Here is a 14,728-nt window from a genome sequence, read left to right as displayed (position 1 = left end):
TAATCTTGTACCAAATTAATTATTCTCCTTTAATAATCTCCGAAGCACATAGTAACTTCATCTCCTCCACCATCTTCTCTCTATTAGGGCTTTGCATCTCCACAAGTGGCAATCGCAAAACTTCCTCTAGAAGTCCCAACTGAGCCATAGCGCACTTCACCCCCACAGGATTACCATCCACAAAAAGTAGTCCATAAAGCTCCTTAAAGAAGTGATGAATCACCAACGCTTCCTCATATCGCTTCTCCTGCATTAGGTGCACCATGCGCCCAAATTGCTTTGGGAATACATTGCCAATTACAGAGATGACGCCATCTACACCCATCGCCATAAGTGGGAATGTGATGGTATCATCTCCCGCAAGCACAAAGAAGTCCTTAGGGCGTTGCTTAGACACCAAGTCTATCTGCCCTACAATCCCACTGGCCTCCTTAATTCCTATAATATTAGGGCACTCTGTAGCCAATCGCAGGGTAGTGGCTGGAAGCATATTCACCGCTGTACGTGCAGGCACATTATATAATATAACAGGGAGCGGAGAAGCCTCAGAGACAGCCTTGAAGTGCTGAAAGAGTCCCTCCTGAGAGGGCTTGTTATAGTAGGGGCATACAACGAGCACAGCATCGACGCCCTCTGTTGGCATGGTCTTGAGCCTATCAATTGTCCTCAAAGTGCCATTGGACGAAGCCCCAACGACAAGAGGAACTCGCCCATTATTGACCTTTACACAAGTATGGATAATGACATCTTGCTCAGCCGTGCTAAGCGTGGGAGTCTCAGCAGTAGTACCCAAAACGACGAGGAAGTCGGCACCACACTCTATTTGTCGCTCTACTAGAGCCTCTAATGTATTATAATCTACACTTTTATCTTGCTTAAAAGGGGTTACGATAGCCGTACCCATTCCCTTGAGGAATAATCTCTCTCTCTTGTTGCTCATATATTAATATATATAATGTGTCACCCTCTCACCCGAGCAAAATTACAAAAAACTAAGCATCTGCCCTACTTCACCTCTTGGAAAACATATCTTGCGGTAGTCTAGAGAAATAGACACGGATGAATACTCTCGGTTCATCCACTCAGGAAGAAGCACAATCATTCCCCACCCCAGTGGATTAGAAGAGAGTTCAAAAGGAACTCATGCCATGCTAGTTCCCTGAAAAGACATCACGGCTCGCGCCCTAGATTCCGCAAAGTGTGCTTTAGCCCCTGATTATTAGTAGGTGGCGCTATTGATAATTAAAGCCCTGTATTCAAGGAGAATACAGGGCTTTAATTATCAATAGCGCCACCTACTAATAATCAGGGGCTAACGCATACTTTGCGGAATCTAGGGCCTGATATTGCTATCTCATAGATATCATGACGGTAGTGTCTTCCTCTATTTCAAAGGAACAATCCTTAAAACTAGGCGGACCCGTCACAGGTTCAACATCATTGCTAAAACCATACTTCTCTGTAGGGATACCGTTGTTTCCAATATCTAATATTCCGTTGTTATTGGCGTCCTGAAATAGTGCGATAGCATATATTCCTCTAGGAAGATTTAGTGATACTGGGATGGAAGATATACTATCTGCAGGAATAGCAATTGCTTTGATTGGCTTCAGGAGAAAAAATTCTGGGGAATCAAATACCGCTATCATAATTTGCCCCTCATTACACTCAAGACCTTTTAGAAAAATCTTAAGATTAGCTTCGATAGTCTCCTGCTCACTTTGAGCGAAAACTTTGGCAACACCTCCTAGGCACATAGCTAAGATAGCCAGTGGGAAGATCATTCTTTTTATCGCATTCATATTATTATCAAACTTACATTACTGATTTCTTATTATTTTACTACATAGGGAAGTAGTCCTCCTTGAGCACCCTGATATAAGTCTCTAGTGCGGCACGACCTTTAGCTGTTAGGCGACAACTAGTGCGGCTAGATCGCCCTGCATTTTCCTTCTCCACCTCTATATAGCCTGCCTCGGACAGCTTATCGAGCTGCACACTGAGGTTTCCGCTGGTGGCTCTTGTCTTCTGGCGGAGATAGACGAAGTCTGCCTCGACTACACTCAGCAAGATAGAGACAATAGAGAGCCTCAACTGAGAGTGTAGTAGTGGATCCAAATCTCTCATAACTTACGTCCCTTCCTTCTATTGTAATAACTCCCTGGCACCAAGAATAGAAGTCCCAAAAGCACACCCGTTGATAGGTGTAGGACAGGAGAAAAGTGAGGCAGCGACAGTACAACCTTGCTCATCAGTAAGATACCTGCAATCAGTATCACCATCGAAAAGATAAAGTAGCCTTTCTTCTTCGCTAAGCTCCACACTTGCATAGAGGTATGCGCCACAATTATTACAGATAATGGTGCCATCAGCTGAAAATGACATTCCCCTTTGGCAAATAACGTAATAAAGAATGCCACACTAATGGCAGCGAAACAGAAGCCCATCGCACCTAGCACTTTGGAGACACTCTCCTCTAGGTAGGTAGTGACATGCTCACTATTTCCTTTACCACGAGCCGCAGGGATAAGTAGCAATAGAAATAGGAGGAACCACAGCATATTCCACCAAGGACTGGTAAAATAGGTAGTGGCAAAAAAGGCACCTAAGCCAAGTAAGAGACAGGCACTGCCCCATACCCTAAAGCTCGCACGGATACCGCGTACATCGTCACTCTTTGTAGCCTGTAGCATTTGTTCTATCGTCTTCAGGCTCTCATACTCGTTCATCTTCTTATCATCCATAATCTCACATAGTCAAAGTAAGTTTATATTATAAACCATTCACACAATAAAAAAGGGTGCGCACCACCTTTCTCGATGCAAAGGTATATAAGTTTATAATATAAACCAAATGTTTGGAGGATTATTTTGCTACACTAATCCTACGAAGAGTGTGACAAGGATAGGCACACTAAAGTCACAGACAAAACCATGGTATATCGAGGGCACTAAGTATTCAGCGCCTGATGCTCTGAGGATCGGCGCAAGCGTAACATCCATGGTAGTAGCTCCACCTGCTGCAATCGGAGCCAGAGGTCCGATATACTTAGCCAACATAGGGGCAAGTACAATGGTCAATAGTTCGCGTATCACATTAGCCAGAAGTGCAATGGCGCCTAGCGCTATCCCTAATCGCTCAGTGATGATGATGCTGGAGAGAGAATAATAGGCTTGTCCCGAAGCTATCGCCATAGTGGAGAAAAAGCTACCTCCGAGGATAAGCGCAGCCGCTACGCCCCCTAGTAAGCTACCTACAATAGAGAGAAATGGTAGTGTTACGATGCGCTTTGGCAGTTTGCGAAAGCCCTTGAGTGTTTCGGCATCATTACCAACACTCATCCCCACTGTGAACATCAGAAGATATAGAAGGTAATTGCTAAGGTCAGACTCTATAACCTGGGGTGGAATTAATTCGTAAATACCTAGTACGAGTCCGAGGAAAAAGCAACCTAGGAGTATAAAGTTGTCTCTCATTTCTGCTCCTTCCTGTGCAATATATGGGTAAGCAATACGCTACCAGTTATGCCAAGAACGGCAACAAGGAGTGCACTACCGACCACTACAAATACGTTGTCAATACCATCTCTAGACCAACCGACTTCTGCTCCGAGGACAATGAGTAGTAAGCAGATAAGCAACATGGTTACCTGACTAATCCACTTCATCCTCCATCGTCTGAGTAGCCAACCAGTCCCCACGCCTAAGAGCATAAATGCTACGACTTTGAACATATATTCTACCTTATATAGTTTTGCAAATTAGTGACAAAGATACTCAATCTCGCTGTATGCTATTGATATTCCCCTGATTATTTGTACCTTTGTGCCCGAAATTGATTTTAAGAGTCTGTTAGGAACCAAAAATGGTGAACGAAGTGATTACTGGGGAGTTTGATATGCTTGCCAAGACCATGTATGGTCTGGAGGATATCTTGGTGGATGAGCTTAAAGAGTTAGGCGCAAAGGATATAGTACCAGGAAGGAGAATGGTAGCTTTTAGAGGAGATCAAAAGATGCTCTACAAAGCCAATATCCACCTCCGAACAGCGCTTAGGATACTCAAGCCTATTGCTCAATTCGAAGCAACCAATCCCGATGAAATCTACCAATACCTCTACGATAATATAAAGTGGGATCAATACCTCACTCCTCGTACTACATTCGCAGTAGACACAGTCGTTTACTCAGAGCAGTTTACTCATAGTAAGTTTGTAGCCTATCGAGCTAAGGATGCTATTGCAGACTATTTCAATGATGTCGCAGATCGCCGTCCGAATGTATCGGTAGCGGATCCTGATGTGCTATTCCATATACATATAGCGGATACTACTGTAACCCTGGCTCTCGACTCTAGTGGGGAAAGTCTGCACAAGCGTGGCTATCGTCTAGGACAAAACGATGCGCCTATCAGTGAGGTGCTAGCTGCCGGTATCTTATTACGAGCTGGCTGGGAAGGACAGTGCGATTTCCTAGACCCCATGTGTGGTAGTGGGACATTCCTAACAGAGGCTGCGTTGATTGCGCTAGGCATACCTCCAGGTATATTCAGAGCTCAGTATGCCTTTGAGCGCTGGACAGACTTCGACAGCGAACTATTTAGTGACGTCCTTGAGGACTGGGAAGAGAAGCCTTTCGAACATAAGATATATGGTTCGGACAATCATCCTAAGGCTATTGCTATCACGAGAGGAAATATCAAGAATGCTGGTATCACAAAGTATGTAGACCTTCAGGTAAAGGCTTTTGAGGAGTACACTCTAGAGGATAGACCTGCAAGTGAGGGTATCATCGTCATGAATCCTCCCTATGGCGACCGTATGCGCCCCAATGACCTTGAGAAGCTTTATAGCAATATTGGGTCTACCCTTAAGCATGTATTTACAGGGTGGAAAGCGTGGATTATAAGTGGCAGCCTAGAGGAAGGGTTCAATGCCATTGGACTAAAGCAATTCCATAGAGAGAAGCTCTACAATGGGATGATTGAGTGTGAACTCAGAGGCTACGAGATGTTTGAGGGCAAGCGTAGCGACCACCTAGAGGAGCTTAGTGAACAGGGGTTACTTCCATCACTCGAGGAGCGTGAGCGGTACTATCGTGAGCGCGAGGCGATGAAGCGTGAGCAACAAGCTTTCCGTATGAGTAGCCGCCGACCAAGACAAGACAATCGCGACGATCGCAGACGCGACAACCGTAACAATCGCGACGACAGACGCAGTTCCCAACCAAGGGAGGAGCGTGGAGAACGTCGTAGTTTCCAAGCCAATCATGCCAATGAAGCGTATGAGGAGCAGAGGTCTATGTTCAGCTCTCGCCACCGCGAGGAGTGTGAGCCAGTTCGCTTCACCCCTAGAGCCAATCATGAGCGTAAGCCTGGAGACAACACACCTTCTGAAGAATAAAACATTATGACGTTTGCAGAATTGGGGGTATCTCGTCCCCTACTCGAAGCCATCAACAAGATGGGCTTCCAAGCCCCTATGCCTATACAAGAAGCAGTAATACCACTGCTCTTAGGCGAAGCCCGAGATATTATTGCACTCGCACAGACAGGTAGTGGCAAGACCGCCACTTTCGGACTTCCGATTCTGCAAAATCTTGATACGACTCAGCACCATCCACAAGCGCTAATACTAGCTCCTACCCGTGAGCTATGTATGCAGATTACTCGTGATTTAGCCCAGTTTGCTATCCACCTAGACGATGTTAATATTGTAGCTGTGTACGGTGGAGCCTCTATAGAGGATCAGATCTCACGTATCCGAAGAGGGGCTCAGATAGTCGTTGCTACGCCTGGGCGTTTGCTCGATCTCCTGAGGCGGAAAGCGATTGACCTAAGTCAGGTCTACGATGTCGTACTCGACGAAGCCGATGAGATGCTCAATATGGGATTTAGCGAGGATATTGATAGTATCCTTGAGAACATTCCTTCCGAGCGCCATCTACTACTCTTCTCCGCTACAATGCCCGAGGAGATAAGAAAGATTATCAGCAAGTACATGAAAGATCCTACTGAAATCTCGGTGGGTAATGAGCAGAGGGTCAATCACAATATACAGCATCTTTACTACGTAGTGTCTTCGGATGACCGTTACTTAGCGCTCAAACGCATTGCGGACTACTACCCCAATATCTATGGTATCATCTTTTGTAAGACACGTAGGAGCACCCAGGAGATAGCGGAAAAGTTGATCGCCGATGGCTATAGTGCCGATGCGCTCCATGGGGAGCTATCCCAAGCACAGAGAGACAACGTGATGAATCGTTTCCGTCACGGAATGATTCAGTTGCTTGTAGCCACAGATGTAGCAGCTAGAGGACTAGACGTGAATAACCTTACGCACGTCATCCACTATGGTATCCCTACTGAGGTCGAGAACTATACCCACCGTAGTGGTCGTACAGCTCGTGCGGGGAAAAAAGGTATCTCTATAGCTATCTGCCACGCAAGAGAGAGGGGACAGATTAAGCGCATAGAAAAGGAGAGTGGCATCACTATCGAACGGGCAATGCTCCCTAAGGCAGAAGATATCTGCGAGAAACAGCTAATGCAATTTGTCCATCGCATGGAACATACTGTGCCAGACCTTGAGGCCATAGCTCCCTATATGGAGGCTGTAATAAACCGCCTCTCATGGTTGGATAGCGAGGAACTATTACAAAGGCTAGTGTATATAGAGATTTCTCGGATGCTCGACTACTACAAGAATGCTCAGCAGATAGAAGAAATTCCCGATAGAGCACCTCGAGAGGATAAAAGGGAGAGACGTGATAGGCAGGAGAGACCTGAGCGACCTGAGCGAGGCAATAAACGAGAAAGGAGTGAGAAGCCAAGGAAAGGTAAAGGGCGAGAGAATATGGAGCTCCTTCAGATTAACTTCGGGAAGAAAGATAAGCTCTACCCAAATATCCTGATAGATATGATTGAGCACTGCACTGGCCGCCGAGTGCCTATAGGCAAGATAGATGTCTATGACCGCAATGCTACCTTCGAGATACGTCCGCACGATGCTGAGGATGTGCAAGAGGCGCTCAATGAGTTTGAATACCGAGAGAAACCCATCAGGGTTACCCGCCATAAGCGCAAGAAGTAATAGAAGCCCGTGGAGCACCCTACTCCACGGGCTTTTCCTATTTATATTGGGTATATTTGCGTAGGAAACAAACATCCAGTGCGATATATGTCGGAATATAAACTAGATCTTACAACCCAGAATATACTCAGGCTATCGTGGCCTGTCTTTATCTCCCTAATAGCTCAAAGCCTTATTGGGGTAGTGGATACTGCTTTCATCACCCGTGTGGGAGAAATTCAGCTCGGCGGTACCGCTATGGGCAGCTTGGTATACTTTAGTATTTACACCATAGGATGGGGATTGGCAAGTGGTACTCAGATCCTCACCAGTCATCGTTACGGAGCGAATAACAAAGCCGACATCGGCAGGGTATTGGGGCAAAGTATCAAACTCCTCATCCTAGCAGCACTTACCGTTACCACCATCGCTATAGTTGCTGGTCCGACCCTCTTCAGAGGGCTACTCAGTAGCCCAAGGGTTGCGGAAACAGCGATAGAGTATTGGACATATCGCAGCTTCGGTTTTGTATTCGCCTTTCTCTCTGCCACCTTCCGCTCCTTCTTTGTAGGCATTGGTCGCACCAAGGTACTTACGCTCAATTCAGTAGTGATGTCCATTGTCAATATCGTACTAGACTACGGACTTATCTTTGGCAATCTAGGGTTCCCAGAGATGGGCGTAAAAGGAGCAGCTATAGCGAGTGTAGCAGCCGAAGCAGCATCCGTGCTGTTTTATATCCTCTATATCCGATTCAAGGTAGATACCGAAGTATTCGGCATCAATAGATCTAGCCTATTGGCGTTAGATAGACAGCTCTCCAAACAACTCTTCAATATGAGTTCATACCTAATGCTACAAGCATTTGTTAGCCAATCGGTATGGGCAATATTCTTCTTCATGCTAGAGAGTTTGGGCGAGAGGCAGCTGGCAGTGGCATCTATTACCCGACAGATCTATGTCCTTATATTTATGCCGATGAACTCATACGGAACCTCAGTACGTACCACCGTAGGGCATATCGTAGGAGCTGGACAGCTAGAACAATTATCACGATATATGGCACGCGCAGTACGTCTCTCCTTTGGCACGATGCTCATTATCTTTACCTTCATACAATTATTTCCTGAGCTACCGCTCCGCATATTTACAGACAATCCGGATCTTATCCATGATGCAGTAGCCACCCTAAGGGTATTTTCACTTGCAGCACTCATTGCCTCTGCAGGTAATATGTACTTCAATGCAGTGAGTTCGACCGGAAATACCAAGATGGTATTCCTGATCGAACTCATCAATACTGCCTTTTATCTCGTATACGGAGCCGTAATGGTCTATCTCCTAGGTGCTACAGTAGCCATGTGCTTCACCGTAGAGGTGATCTACTTCCTCTTCATTGGTATCATGAGCTATCGCTATATCACGAGGCTCACAAAGTCTTACAACTGATTGATAAGTACCCCAAGCGCCTCTATCAGTTCCTCTGCACTCTCTTGTCGCTCATTGGAGACAAATCTCTCGAGGAGCTTTTCTAGGTGTGGATTGTAGCCCTCTCGCCTGAGGATAAGTACCTTCTCAGCCATCTGTTTGCCTTCGAGGAACTTCTCGAAACGAATACTGCTCCTTGCCCCTGGATAGATAGTGTAAGGATCACCAGCGGCAAATGAGCGGAAACGGCTATCCCTCAATGGATCCTTGACCCAACTATTAATAGCCCACCTCAGATAGCCATCGTAATTAGCGGCTAGTGCATAGACTGCAGTAAATGAAGCCTCGGCAGGTGGCGAGAAGGTAAAGATATTGGGGAAAGCCTCCGTACAGCAAGTATACACCGTGCTGATCTGTCCCTTTGCTCTTCGCTCTTTGAGCTTTTGCTCGGGGAACTTGTGTCCATAGGGAATGCTACAATAGTAAAGGTCATCAATAATCTCCTCATGATAGTTGCCTGCTAGCGATATCTTAAAGTCAGCATCGGCACTCTTAATAATCTTGATAGCCTCACGCATAGCCTCCATAGGGCGCTCATCCATGGCAATCATAGTGCGGTCGAACCACCCTTTCTCTCTTAGATGCTTAGCAAAGTCTTTCAGGAAGGGGTACCAATAGTCAGTATATGCCTTATCTCCTGGTTTTGCCTTTACGTATTCTACCCTAGAGGTAGCTTGGTCGTAGTAGTCGAAGCTAAGCTGCCAAGGTATCATACTGTAGCAACTAATGATCCCATCTATACCTACTTCCTCGAGCATAAAGGTCACCCATCTATCAAATACCGTATAATCATAGCGCCAAGTACCATCAATATTAAGAGTACGACCAATCATACTATCGTAGTGATCCTCGGTCTGTCCATTCCAAGGCTTGTACAGTATAGTTGTTGTGATAGCCCGCTGACCTGAATCACGTAGCATACCAAATAGGGGCTTCATCAGTTCGAAATGTGCCTTACTCCACAGCGGAACCTGATGATATCGTGCTACGGCATAAGGGTTTTGCCAAAAGTCAAGATGCTGTTGCCACTCCGAAGGTGGAGGAAGCTCTCTCACCCCTACCCTTACTTTTAGAGTCAACTTATGTCCTGCTACTCCAATACTCCCCGTATATAGTCCTGGAGCCACCTCGCTCGGCACAGCCACTTGTACCCAAATGGGTTGGACGGTATATGCCTGCACATCCCGAGTTGCAATACTATCTAGTACGTCAGCCACAAGGATAGAGTCCCACTGACTCTTGTCGGGTCTCTGACCACAGCCTCCGCTGCCCGAACCTTCAGGATTTAGCTCATCACTCATCACATAGCGTACGAAGTGGGTACGTATAGCATCCGAAGGTATTAAACCTTGCTCACCTCTCAGGTCACTCACTTCCACCTTTACTTGATGAAGGGGCACCCGAGTATACAGTACCGCTTGGGCATTAACCCGCTCTCCTCGCCACGCCGATAGTTCTACACTCTTACCCCTTATCTCTCGTGGGAGATCGTGCTTAGGATAGCGGGTATTAGTCGAACCCCACTCCACAGCCATCTTTTCTTGCAAACCCTTATCCCATACCTGCGCACTATCGTGCGGTTTAGGATCGCCCAGCTCCACATAGTCCTGAGCAAGTAGTGCTGGTGACGAAAGAATCGCCACCAGCCACACACCCATTGCTAACTTATCTAGTAATAACCTCATAGATAGTTCCATTACCACTTATCAATAGTTTGGTCACCTGAGGACTCACCTTATCCAATTGAGTATACGGACTCGTAACCCTATCAGTTGCCACCACTTCTCCCTTGGCATTAAGCTGCTTCACCTCTATTGGTGCGGACACCTCACCGAGGAGCAATACCAGCTGCTTGGCACCTGAAGCAACCTCCAACTCGAGAGAACCATTCAGATCAAGCGCCGTAGAAAGACTGCAATCCATTGCTGCATTGTACCCCTCCATAGGGTTAATCTCGAAGCTACGCACGGCAGCATAATTGCGGCGCTCAGAATTGAGACGCATGAGACGTACATACCGTGCCTGCACCTCTTTGCCCTTCCACTCTATCTCATACTTCTTCTCTACTTCAGGAATCAGAGTATGCCACTCCTTACCGTCTACTGAGTATTGTAGCGTAGCATGGTCGAAATAGTCTACATCATCCACACTATTACGTCCCTGCAATATACGTATCTCACGGACAGGACGAGCCTCTCTAAGATCTACTCCTATCCACGAACCAGCTTGCTGAGATACCGCTGATGTGTAATAGGTACTATCATTTCTATCCAACATCAGCTTGGAAGTAGCCCCACCACTATTGGCAAACGAACTAATGCCCTTATAGTCGTGAGGAATTTCATTAGTGAGCTTTTGGTAAAATAAGAAAGCGAGATCGGCCATCATATGGTCATAGAAAGGCTGTAGCTTCATGGTCCCTGACTTATGCGCTTGGTAGTTCTTTACCTCGTCATCACTCATTACATTGGCTACATACCTATTCCAGAATAGAGCATCACTGTGCCCATCATTATAGATTTGCCCAAGCTCAATAGCACGCTGTCCACGGGCTCCTAGCTTACCCAACTCTATAATCCAAGGCTTCAGCTCTGAGAGCAAAAGGGGATTGATACCCACACTCAGTAGGCACTTCGCTGCTTCTTGGATTTTGATGAACTCCACATTCAGTGCACTTACCTTTGCAGGCTCCCATTGCTCCATCGTAAAGGTCTCGGTCTCCCACGATTCAATTCTACGATAGCCAGTCTCCGTATCTGTAGCGTGGATAGCAAAAGTACGGAAAGCCTCTGGAGCCTCTGGCACAATCTCTACCAAACCGCGCTCCCAATTGTCCATAGAATTGAAGTCCTGCACATTCCAACCATAGTCCGCAGCACCATAAAGAGCCAACTTGCTGGCCTCACCATGCTCCATTGGATTGCTCAGGACACCCACTACTTCATTGCTCGTTAGAGTAGTATCCAAACCATACGAAGGTCCCATCATAAGCACCTGACGAGCATAGTCGGTGACAGGGAAGTTCCACCAAAAGTAAGCAGGGCGCTTGATACGGCTATTTACAAACTCTAGCGTGGAACAAGTAAGATCGGCACACACGACATCGCCCGTCCAGAATACCTTAATCTCGGGGTTCAATGTCTTACCATATACAGCAAGGGCACCCTCCTCCGTAGGATTAGCCCACAACTTAGTATAGTCGGTGGGGCAAACAGTAAGCGGAGATACATCGCCCTTCTTATCTACGAAATCCGTGGTCAAACGATTGAGCCACTCCGTTTGCTTATACGGATTGGTGCCATCACCACTAATATCATCGAAAAAGACAGCAAAGTGGCGCACCCCAAGGTCGTACATCATCTCGAACTTACGCACAATATTATTGAAGTCCTCCTCATTCCAATGGATATCCTGACCTGGATGGATAGCCCATACGAAGTCTACGCGAGCTCGCTTGCTCGCTTCAACTAGCTCAACAATCTTCTTCGCATCTTCCTCTGGGTAAGGTAAGCGCCACCCTGGAGTACGATGGTAGGTATCATCTTTAGGGCCATAGAGGTAGATATTCATCTTATTTTTACCGTAGAAGTCTATCAATGATAGCCGAACCTCGTGCGACCAAGGTGCTCCATAAAAGCCCTCTACTACGCCACGATTAGGGAAGTCGGGATAGTCATTAATGGTCATATAAGGTAGCACTCCACCACGTAAATAAGGGCTAGAGAGTAACTGACGAAGCGTCTGCAGTCCGTAAAATGCGCCCCTATCGTCGTAGCCTGTAATAGTAATACCCTTCTTGCCTATTGAGAGGAAATATGCCCCCGACACGGCCTTAACACCGGCACGCTTCGCAATACGCTCTCCATAGTCGACAGTCACCCGAATAGTGCCCTTTCCACTTCGTATTGTAAGAAAGTCTATGTCACGACTATAACTCTTCTTGGGATCACGGATAGAGAACCCATTTCGGATACTAAGACTATTACTCCAATCAATCCTCATCTCTTGAGGTGTTGGATTCAAGACAATGCCCTTGTGATCCACCTTCTTTCCTGGCACTGTACTGACCACTTGCGACTCACGACGCTGGCTTCCGAGGTCAAAACTATCGGTCTGTGCCAAGACACCATAAGTAGAAAGCATTCCCACTAGACTGATACCCAAACAAACTTTTCTAATCATAAACCTAACTATATGTATAACAACAATGAACTCTTCTGTTAGAGAGCTCTACAAATTGAGAGACAATATACCAATTTTTCCCTACTTAATACTACAAAAAACGCACTATCTAGGCTCTGAAAGAAGCGTCTGCCCTGCCCCAACTAACCGATCTCCTATTTTGTCTCTCCCTAGAGGAACAATAATGACTAGGCATAGTACTGAAAGTCCCTCAGGAGAGAAACTGGAGTCCCTCTAGGGAGAAACTGGAGTCCCTCTAGGGAGAGACTGGAGTCTCTCTAGGGAGAAACAGGAGTCCCTCTAGGGAGAGACTGGAGTCCCTCTGGGAAGAGACTGGAGTCTCTCTAGGGAGAGACTGGAGTCCCTCTGGGGAGAGACTGGAGNCTCTCTAGGGAGAGACTGGAGTCTCTCTAGGGAGAGACTGGAGTCCCTCTAGGGAGAGACTGGAGTCCCTCTGGGGAGAGACTTTCATTACTCAGGCGAAGACCTAAAGGTACAATATATTAATCCTGAAGGAAGGATATGGTCTACGTATTAATATAGTTAGAATCTACACATCTATTAAGTTGTACCTATAAGAGTCTACAAATACAAAGCTTACAGATCCGTATTAACCTCCTGGTTTCCTCGTTGACATTGTTTCCTCTCTTTTGATTGCAGACTTTCTCTACAACAAACCGAAGAGCAAGCTCTGTTAGTTATAACACAGAGCGAATTTTAAGCATACTTGAAATTATTGTTACAATGATAGAATTTTCAAGTGTACTTGAAATTATCTATATTTACAAAATAATTTCAAGTACACCTGATATGGTTACACCAATACGAAAATACAACTTCTGGGATGAGAACCCTATTAACTTGGGTTACCCACGCACATTCTACACAGGAAAGATTAGTCAATACATTGATAACAAACTGATCAAAGTATTGGTAGGTCAGCGACGTGCGGGGAAGAGCTACATCCTAAGGCAAATAGCGGCACAACTAATTGCCAACGGCGCCTCCCCCAATAATATCCTTTATATCAATAAGGAATACCTTGAGTTTGCAGACATTCATGACTATCAAGATCTTGAGAGTCTCTTTCAGTTGTATAAGAAGGAACTCAATCCGCAAGGGAAAGTATTCCTCTTCATCGATGAAATACAGGGAATTGAAGAGTGGGAGCGGTTTGTCAATTCACACTCTCAAGACTTTACTGAGCCTTGCGAGCTATTTATCAGTGGCTCCAACTCTAGTCTGCTATCCGGCGAACTTGCGACTCTGCTTTCAGGAAGATATGTAGCGTTTGAAATACTCCCTTTTAGTTTTTCAGAGTTCTGTGGCATTAGCCAGAAAGAGCCTAACAAAGAGAGTTACATCGACTTCCTTCAAACTGGTGCACTTCCCGAGCTATTTAATCTGCCCAATGAAGAGATGAAGCAGAACTATGTCTCTTCAGTAAAAGATACGGTTATGCTTCGTGACATTGTGGCAAGGTATAAAGTAAAGGATGTAAAGCTCTTGGATGACCTCTTTGTGTATCTGGTCAATAACGCATCCAATATTATCTCCATTGCCAACATCGTCAACTTCTTTAAGTCACGAAACAGGAAAACCAACTACGAGACACTCTCCAATTATATCTCCCACCTCGAGAGTACCTTCCTAGTACATAAGGTAGAAAGATATAACATCAAGGGTAAAGAGACTATTTCAGCCAACAACAAGTACTACCTAACCCAAGTTTGACCCCTAGAGTATATTTTGAGGTGTTTTTTGGGCATTTTGAGGAGTGAAATGCTGATTTCATCGGGGTAGTTGTTTTTTAAATCGAAATGTAGTACACAGCGGTGGATTTTTTTATCCTTACCTTTGTGGCACTATGCATTTTATTTCGCAGACAAGATATAATCCGGATTCTGGGAGGGACGAAAAGTACTACCGTATCAAAGAGTCTTTTCGGGATAAGTTGGGGAGAGTGCGTTCGCGTATTCTGCTCAAC

Annotated in this window: 11 protein-coding genes and 1 pseudogene; 4 read left to right on the top strand and 8 right to left on the bottom strand. The window is 45.8% G+C overall.

The window, feature by feature from the left end; genetic code table 11:
* Window positions 1-19: 19 nt before the first annotated feature.
* From dapA to A3GG_RS0103130, 6 genes are all read right to left on the bottom strand, one after another.
* Window positions 20-940 (bottom strand): 4-hydroxy-tetrahydrodipicolinate synthase, encoded by a 921-nt coding sequence (dapA, locus tag A3GG_RS0103155; protein ID WP_018357872.1) that lies wholly within the window; start codon window positions 938-940, stop codon window positions 20-22.
* 409 nt (window positions 941-1,349) lie between these two features.
* Window positions 1,350-1,802, bottom strand: a complete 453-nt coding sequence (locus A3GG_RS0103150; protein ID WP_018357871.1) for a DUF2141 domain-containing protein — start codon at window positions 1,800-1,802, stop codon at window positions 1,350-1,352.
* Between the two features lie 40 nt (window positions 1,803-1,842).
* Window positions 1,843-2,127 (bottom strand): winged helix-turn-helix domain-containing protein, encoded by a 285-nt coding sequence (locus tag A3GG_RS0103145; protein WP_018357870.1) that lies wholly within the window; start codon window positions 2,125-2,127, stop codon window positions 1,843-1,845.
* On the bottom strand, window positions 2,124-2,744 hold the full coding sequence (locus A3GG_RS0103140) for a hypothetical protein (RefSeq protein WP_018357869.1): 621 nt from the start codon (window positions 2,742-2,744) through the stop codon (window positions 2,124-2,126). Before A3GG_RS0103140 ends, A3GG_RS0103145 begins: the two co-directional genes overlap by 4 nt.
* A 129-nt stretch (window positions 2,745-2,873) precedes the next feature.
* A complete protein-coding gene (locus A3GG_RS0103135) occupies window positions 2,874-3,476 on the bottom strand; it encodes a LysO family transporter (RefSeq protein WP_018357868.1) in 603 nt (200 codons plus the stop codon).
* Window positions 3,473-3,733 (bottom strand): LysO family transporter, encoded by a 261-nt coding sequence (locus tag A3GG_RS0103130; protein ID WP_018357867.1) that lies wholly within the window; start codon window positions 3,731-3,733, stop codon window positions 3,473-3,475. Before A3GG_RS0103130 ends, A3GG_RS0103135 begins: the two co-directional genes overlap by 4 nt.
* A 131-nt stretch (window positions 3,734-3,864) precedes the next feature.
* Here A3GG_RS0103130 and A3GG_RS0103125 point away from each other — a divergent pair, with 131 nt between their 5' ends.
* From A3GG_RS0103125 to A3GG_RS0103115, 3 genes are all read left to right on the top strand, one after another.
* Entirely contained in the window at window positions 3,865-5,400 is a 1,536-nt protein-coding gene (locus tag A3GG_RS0103125; protein ID WP_018357866.1) for a THUMP domain-containing class I SAM-dependent RNA methyltransferase, read from the top strand.
* 6 nt (window positions 5,401-5,406) lie between these two features.
* Window positions 5,407-7,092, top strand: a complete 1,686-nt coding sequence (locus tag A3GG_RS11715; RefSeq protein WP_018357865.1) for a DEAD/DEAH box helicase — start codon at window positions 5,407-5,409, stop codon at window positions 7,090-7,092.
* Window positions 7,093-7,179: 87 nt separating this feature from the next.
* Window positions 7,180-8,520: an MATE family efflux transporter gene (locus tag A3GG_RS0103115; RefSeq protein WP_018357864.1), complete on the top strand. Its 1,341-nt coding sequence runs from the start codon at window positions 7,180-7,182 to the stop codon at window positions 8,518-8,520.
* Here A3GG_RS0103115 and A3GG_RS0103110 read toward each other — a convergent pair.
* On the bottom strand, window positions 8,511-10,256 hold the full coding sequence (locus A3GG_RS0103110; protein ID WP_018357863.1) for a DUF4091 domain-containing protein: 1,746 nt from the start codon (window positions 10,254-10,256) through the stop codon (window positions 8,511-8,513). The two genes, A3GG_RS0103115 and A3GG_RS0103110, sit on opposite strands and share 10 nt — an antisense overlap.
* Window positions 10,225-12,741, bottom strand: a complete 2,517-nt coding sequence (locus tag A3GG_RS0103105; protein ID WP_051074812.1) for a glycoside hydrolase family 84 protein — start codon at window positions 12,739-12,741, stop codon at window positions 10,225-10,227. Before A3GG_RS0103105 ends, A3GG_RS0103110 begins: the two co-directional genes overlap by 32 nt.
* Before the next feature lie 810 nt (window positions 12,742-13,551).
* Here A3GG_RS0103105 and A3GG_RS12595 point away from each other — a divergent pair.
* Window positions 13,552-14,472: pseudogene (locus A3GG_RS12595) on the top strand (ATP-binding protein); the annotation flags it as partial.
* Window positions 14,473-14,728 lie beyond the last annotated feature (256 nt).

The sequence above is a fragment of the Porphyromonas levii DSM 23370 genome (genome assembly GCF_000379925.1).
GTDB lineage: Bacteria > Bacteroidota > Bacteroidia > Bacteroidales > Porphyromonadaceae > Porphyromonas_A > Porphyromonas_A levii.
Note: the sequence above shows the minus strand (reverse complement) of the source record. Positions and strands in the feature narration are given on the sequence as shown.

Bases quoted from the DNA above. Each gene is read 5' to 3' on its own strand.
- dapA (WP_018357872.1), bottom strand. From the start codon at position 940: ATGAGCAACAAGAGAGAGAGATTATTCCTCAAGGGAATGGGTACGGCT.
- A3GG_RS0103150 (WP_018357871.1), bottom strand. From the start codon at position 1,802: ATGAATGCGATAAAAAGAATGATCTTCCCACTGGCTATCTTAGCTATG.
- A3GG_RS0103140 (WP_018357869.1), bottom strand. From the start codon at position 2,744: ATGGATGATAAGAAGATGAACGAGTATGAGAGCCTGAAGACGATAGAA.
- A3GG_RS0103135 (WP_018357868.1), bottom strand. From the start codon at position 3,476: ATGAGAGACAACTTTATACTCCTAGGTTGCTTTTTCCTCGGACTCGTA.
- A3GG_RS11715 (WP_018357865.1), top strand. From the start codon at position 5,407: ATGACGTTTGCAGAATTGGGGGTATCTCGTCCCCTACTCGAAGCCATC.
- A3GG_RS0103115 (WP_018357864.1), top strand. From the start codon at position 7,180: ATGTCGGAATATAAACTAGATCTTACAACCCAGAATATACTCAGGCTA.
- A3GG_RS0103130 (WP_018357867.1), bottom strand. From the start codon at position 3,733: ATGTTCAAAGTCGTAGCATTTATGCTCTTAGGCGTGGGGACTGGTTGG.
- A3GG_RS0103125 (WP_018357866.1), top strand. From the start codon at position 3,865: ATGGTGAACGAAGTGATTACTGGGGAGTTTGATATGCTTGCCAAGACC.
- A3GG_RS0103105 (WP_051074812.1), bottom strand. From the start codon at position 12,741: ATGATTAGAAAAGTTTGTTTGGGTATCAGTCTAGTGGGAATGCTTTCT.
- A3GG_RS0103145 (WP_018357870.1), bottom strand. From the start codon at position 2,127: ATGAGAGATTTGGATCCACTACTACACTCTCAGTTGAGGCTCTCTATT.
- A3GG_RS0103110 (WP_018357863.1), bottom strand. From the start codon at position 10,256: ATGGAACTATCTATGAGGTTATTACTAGATAAGTTAGCAATGGGTGTG.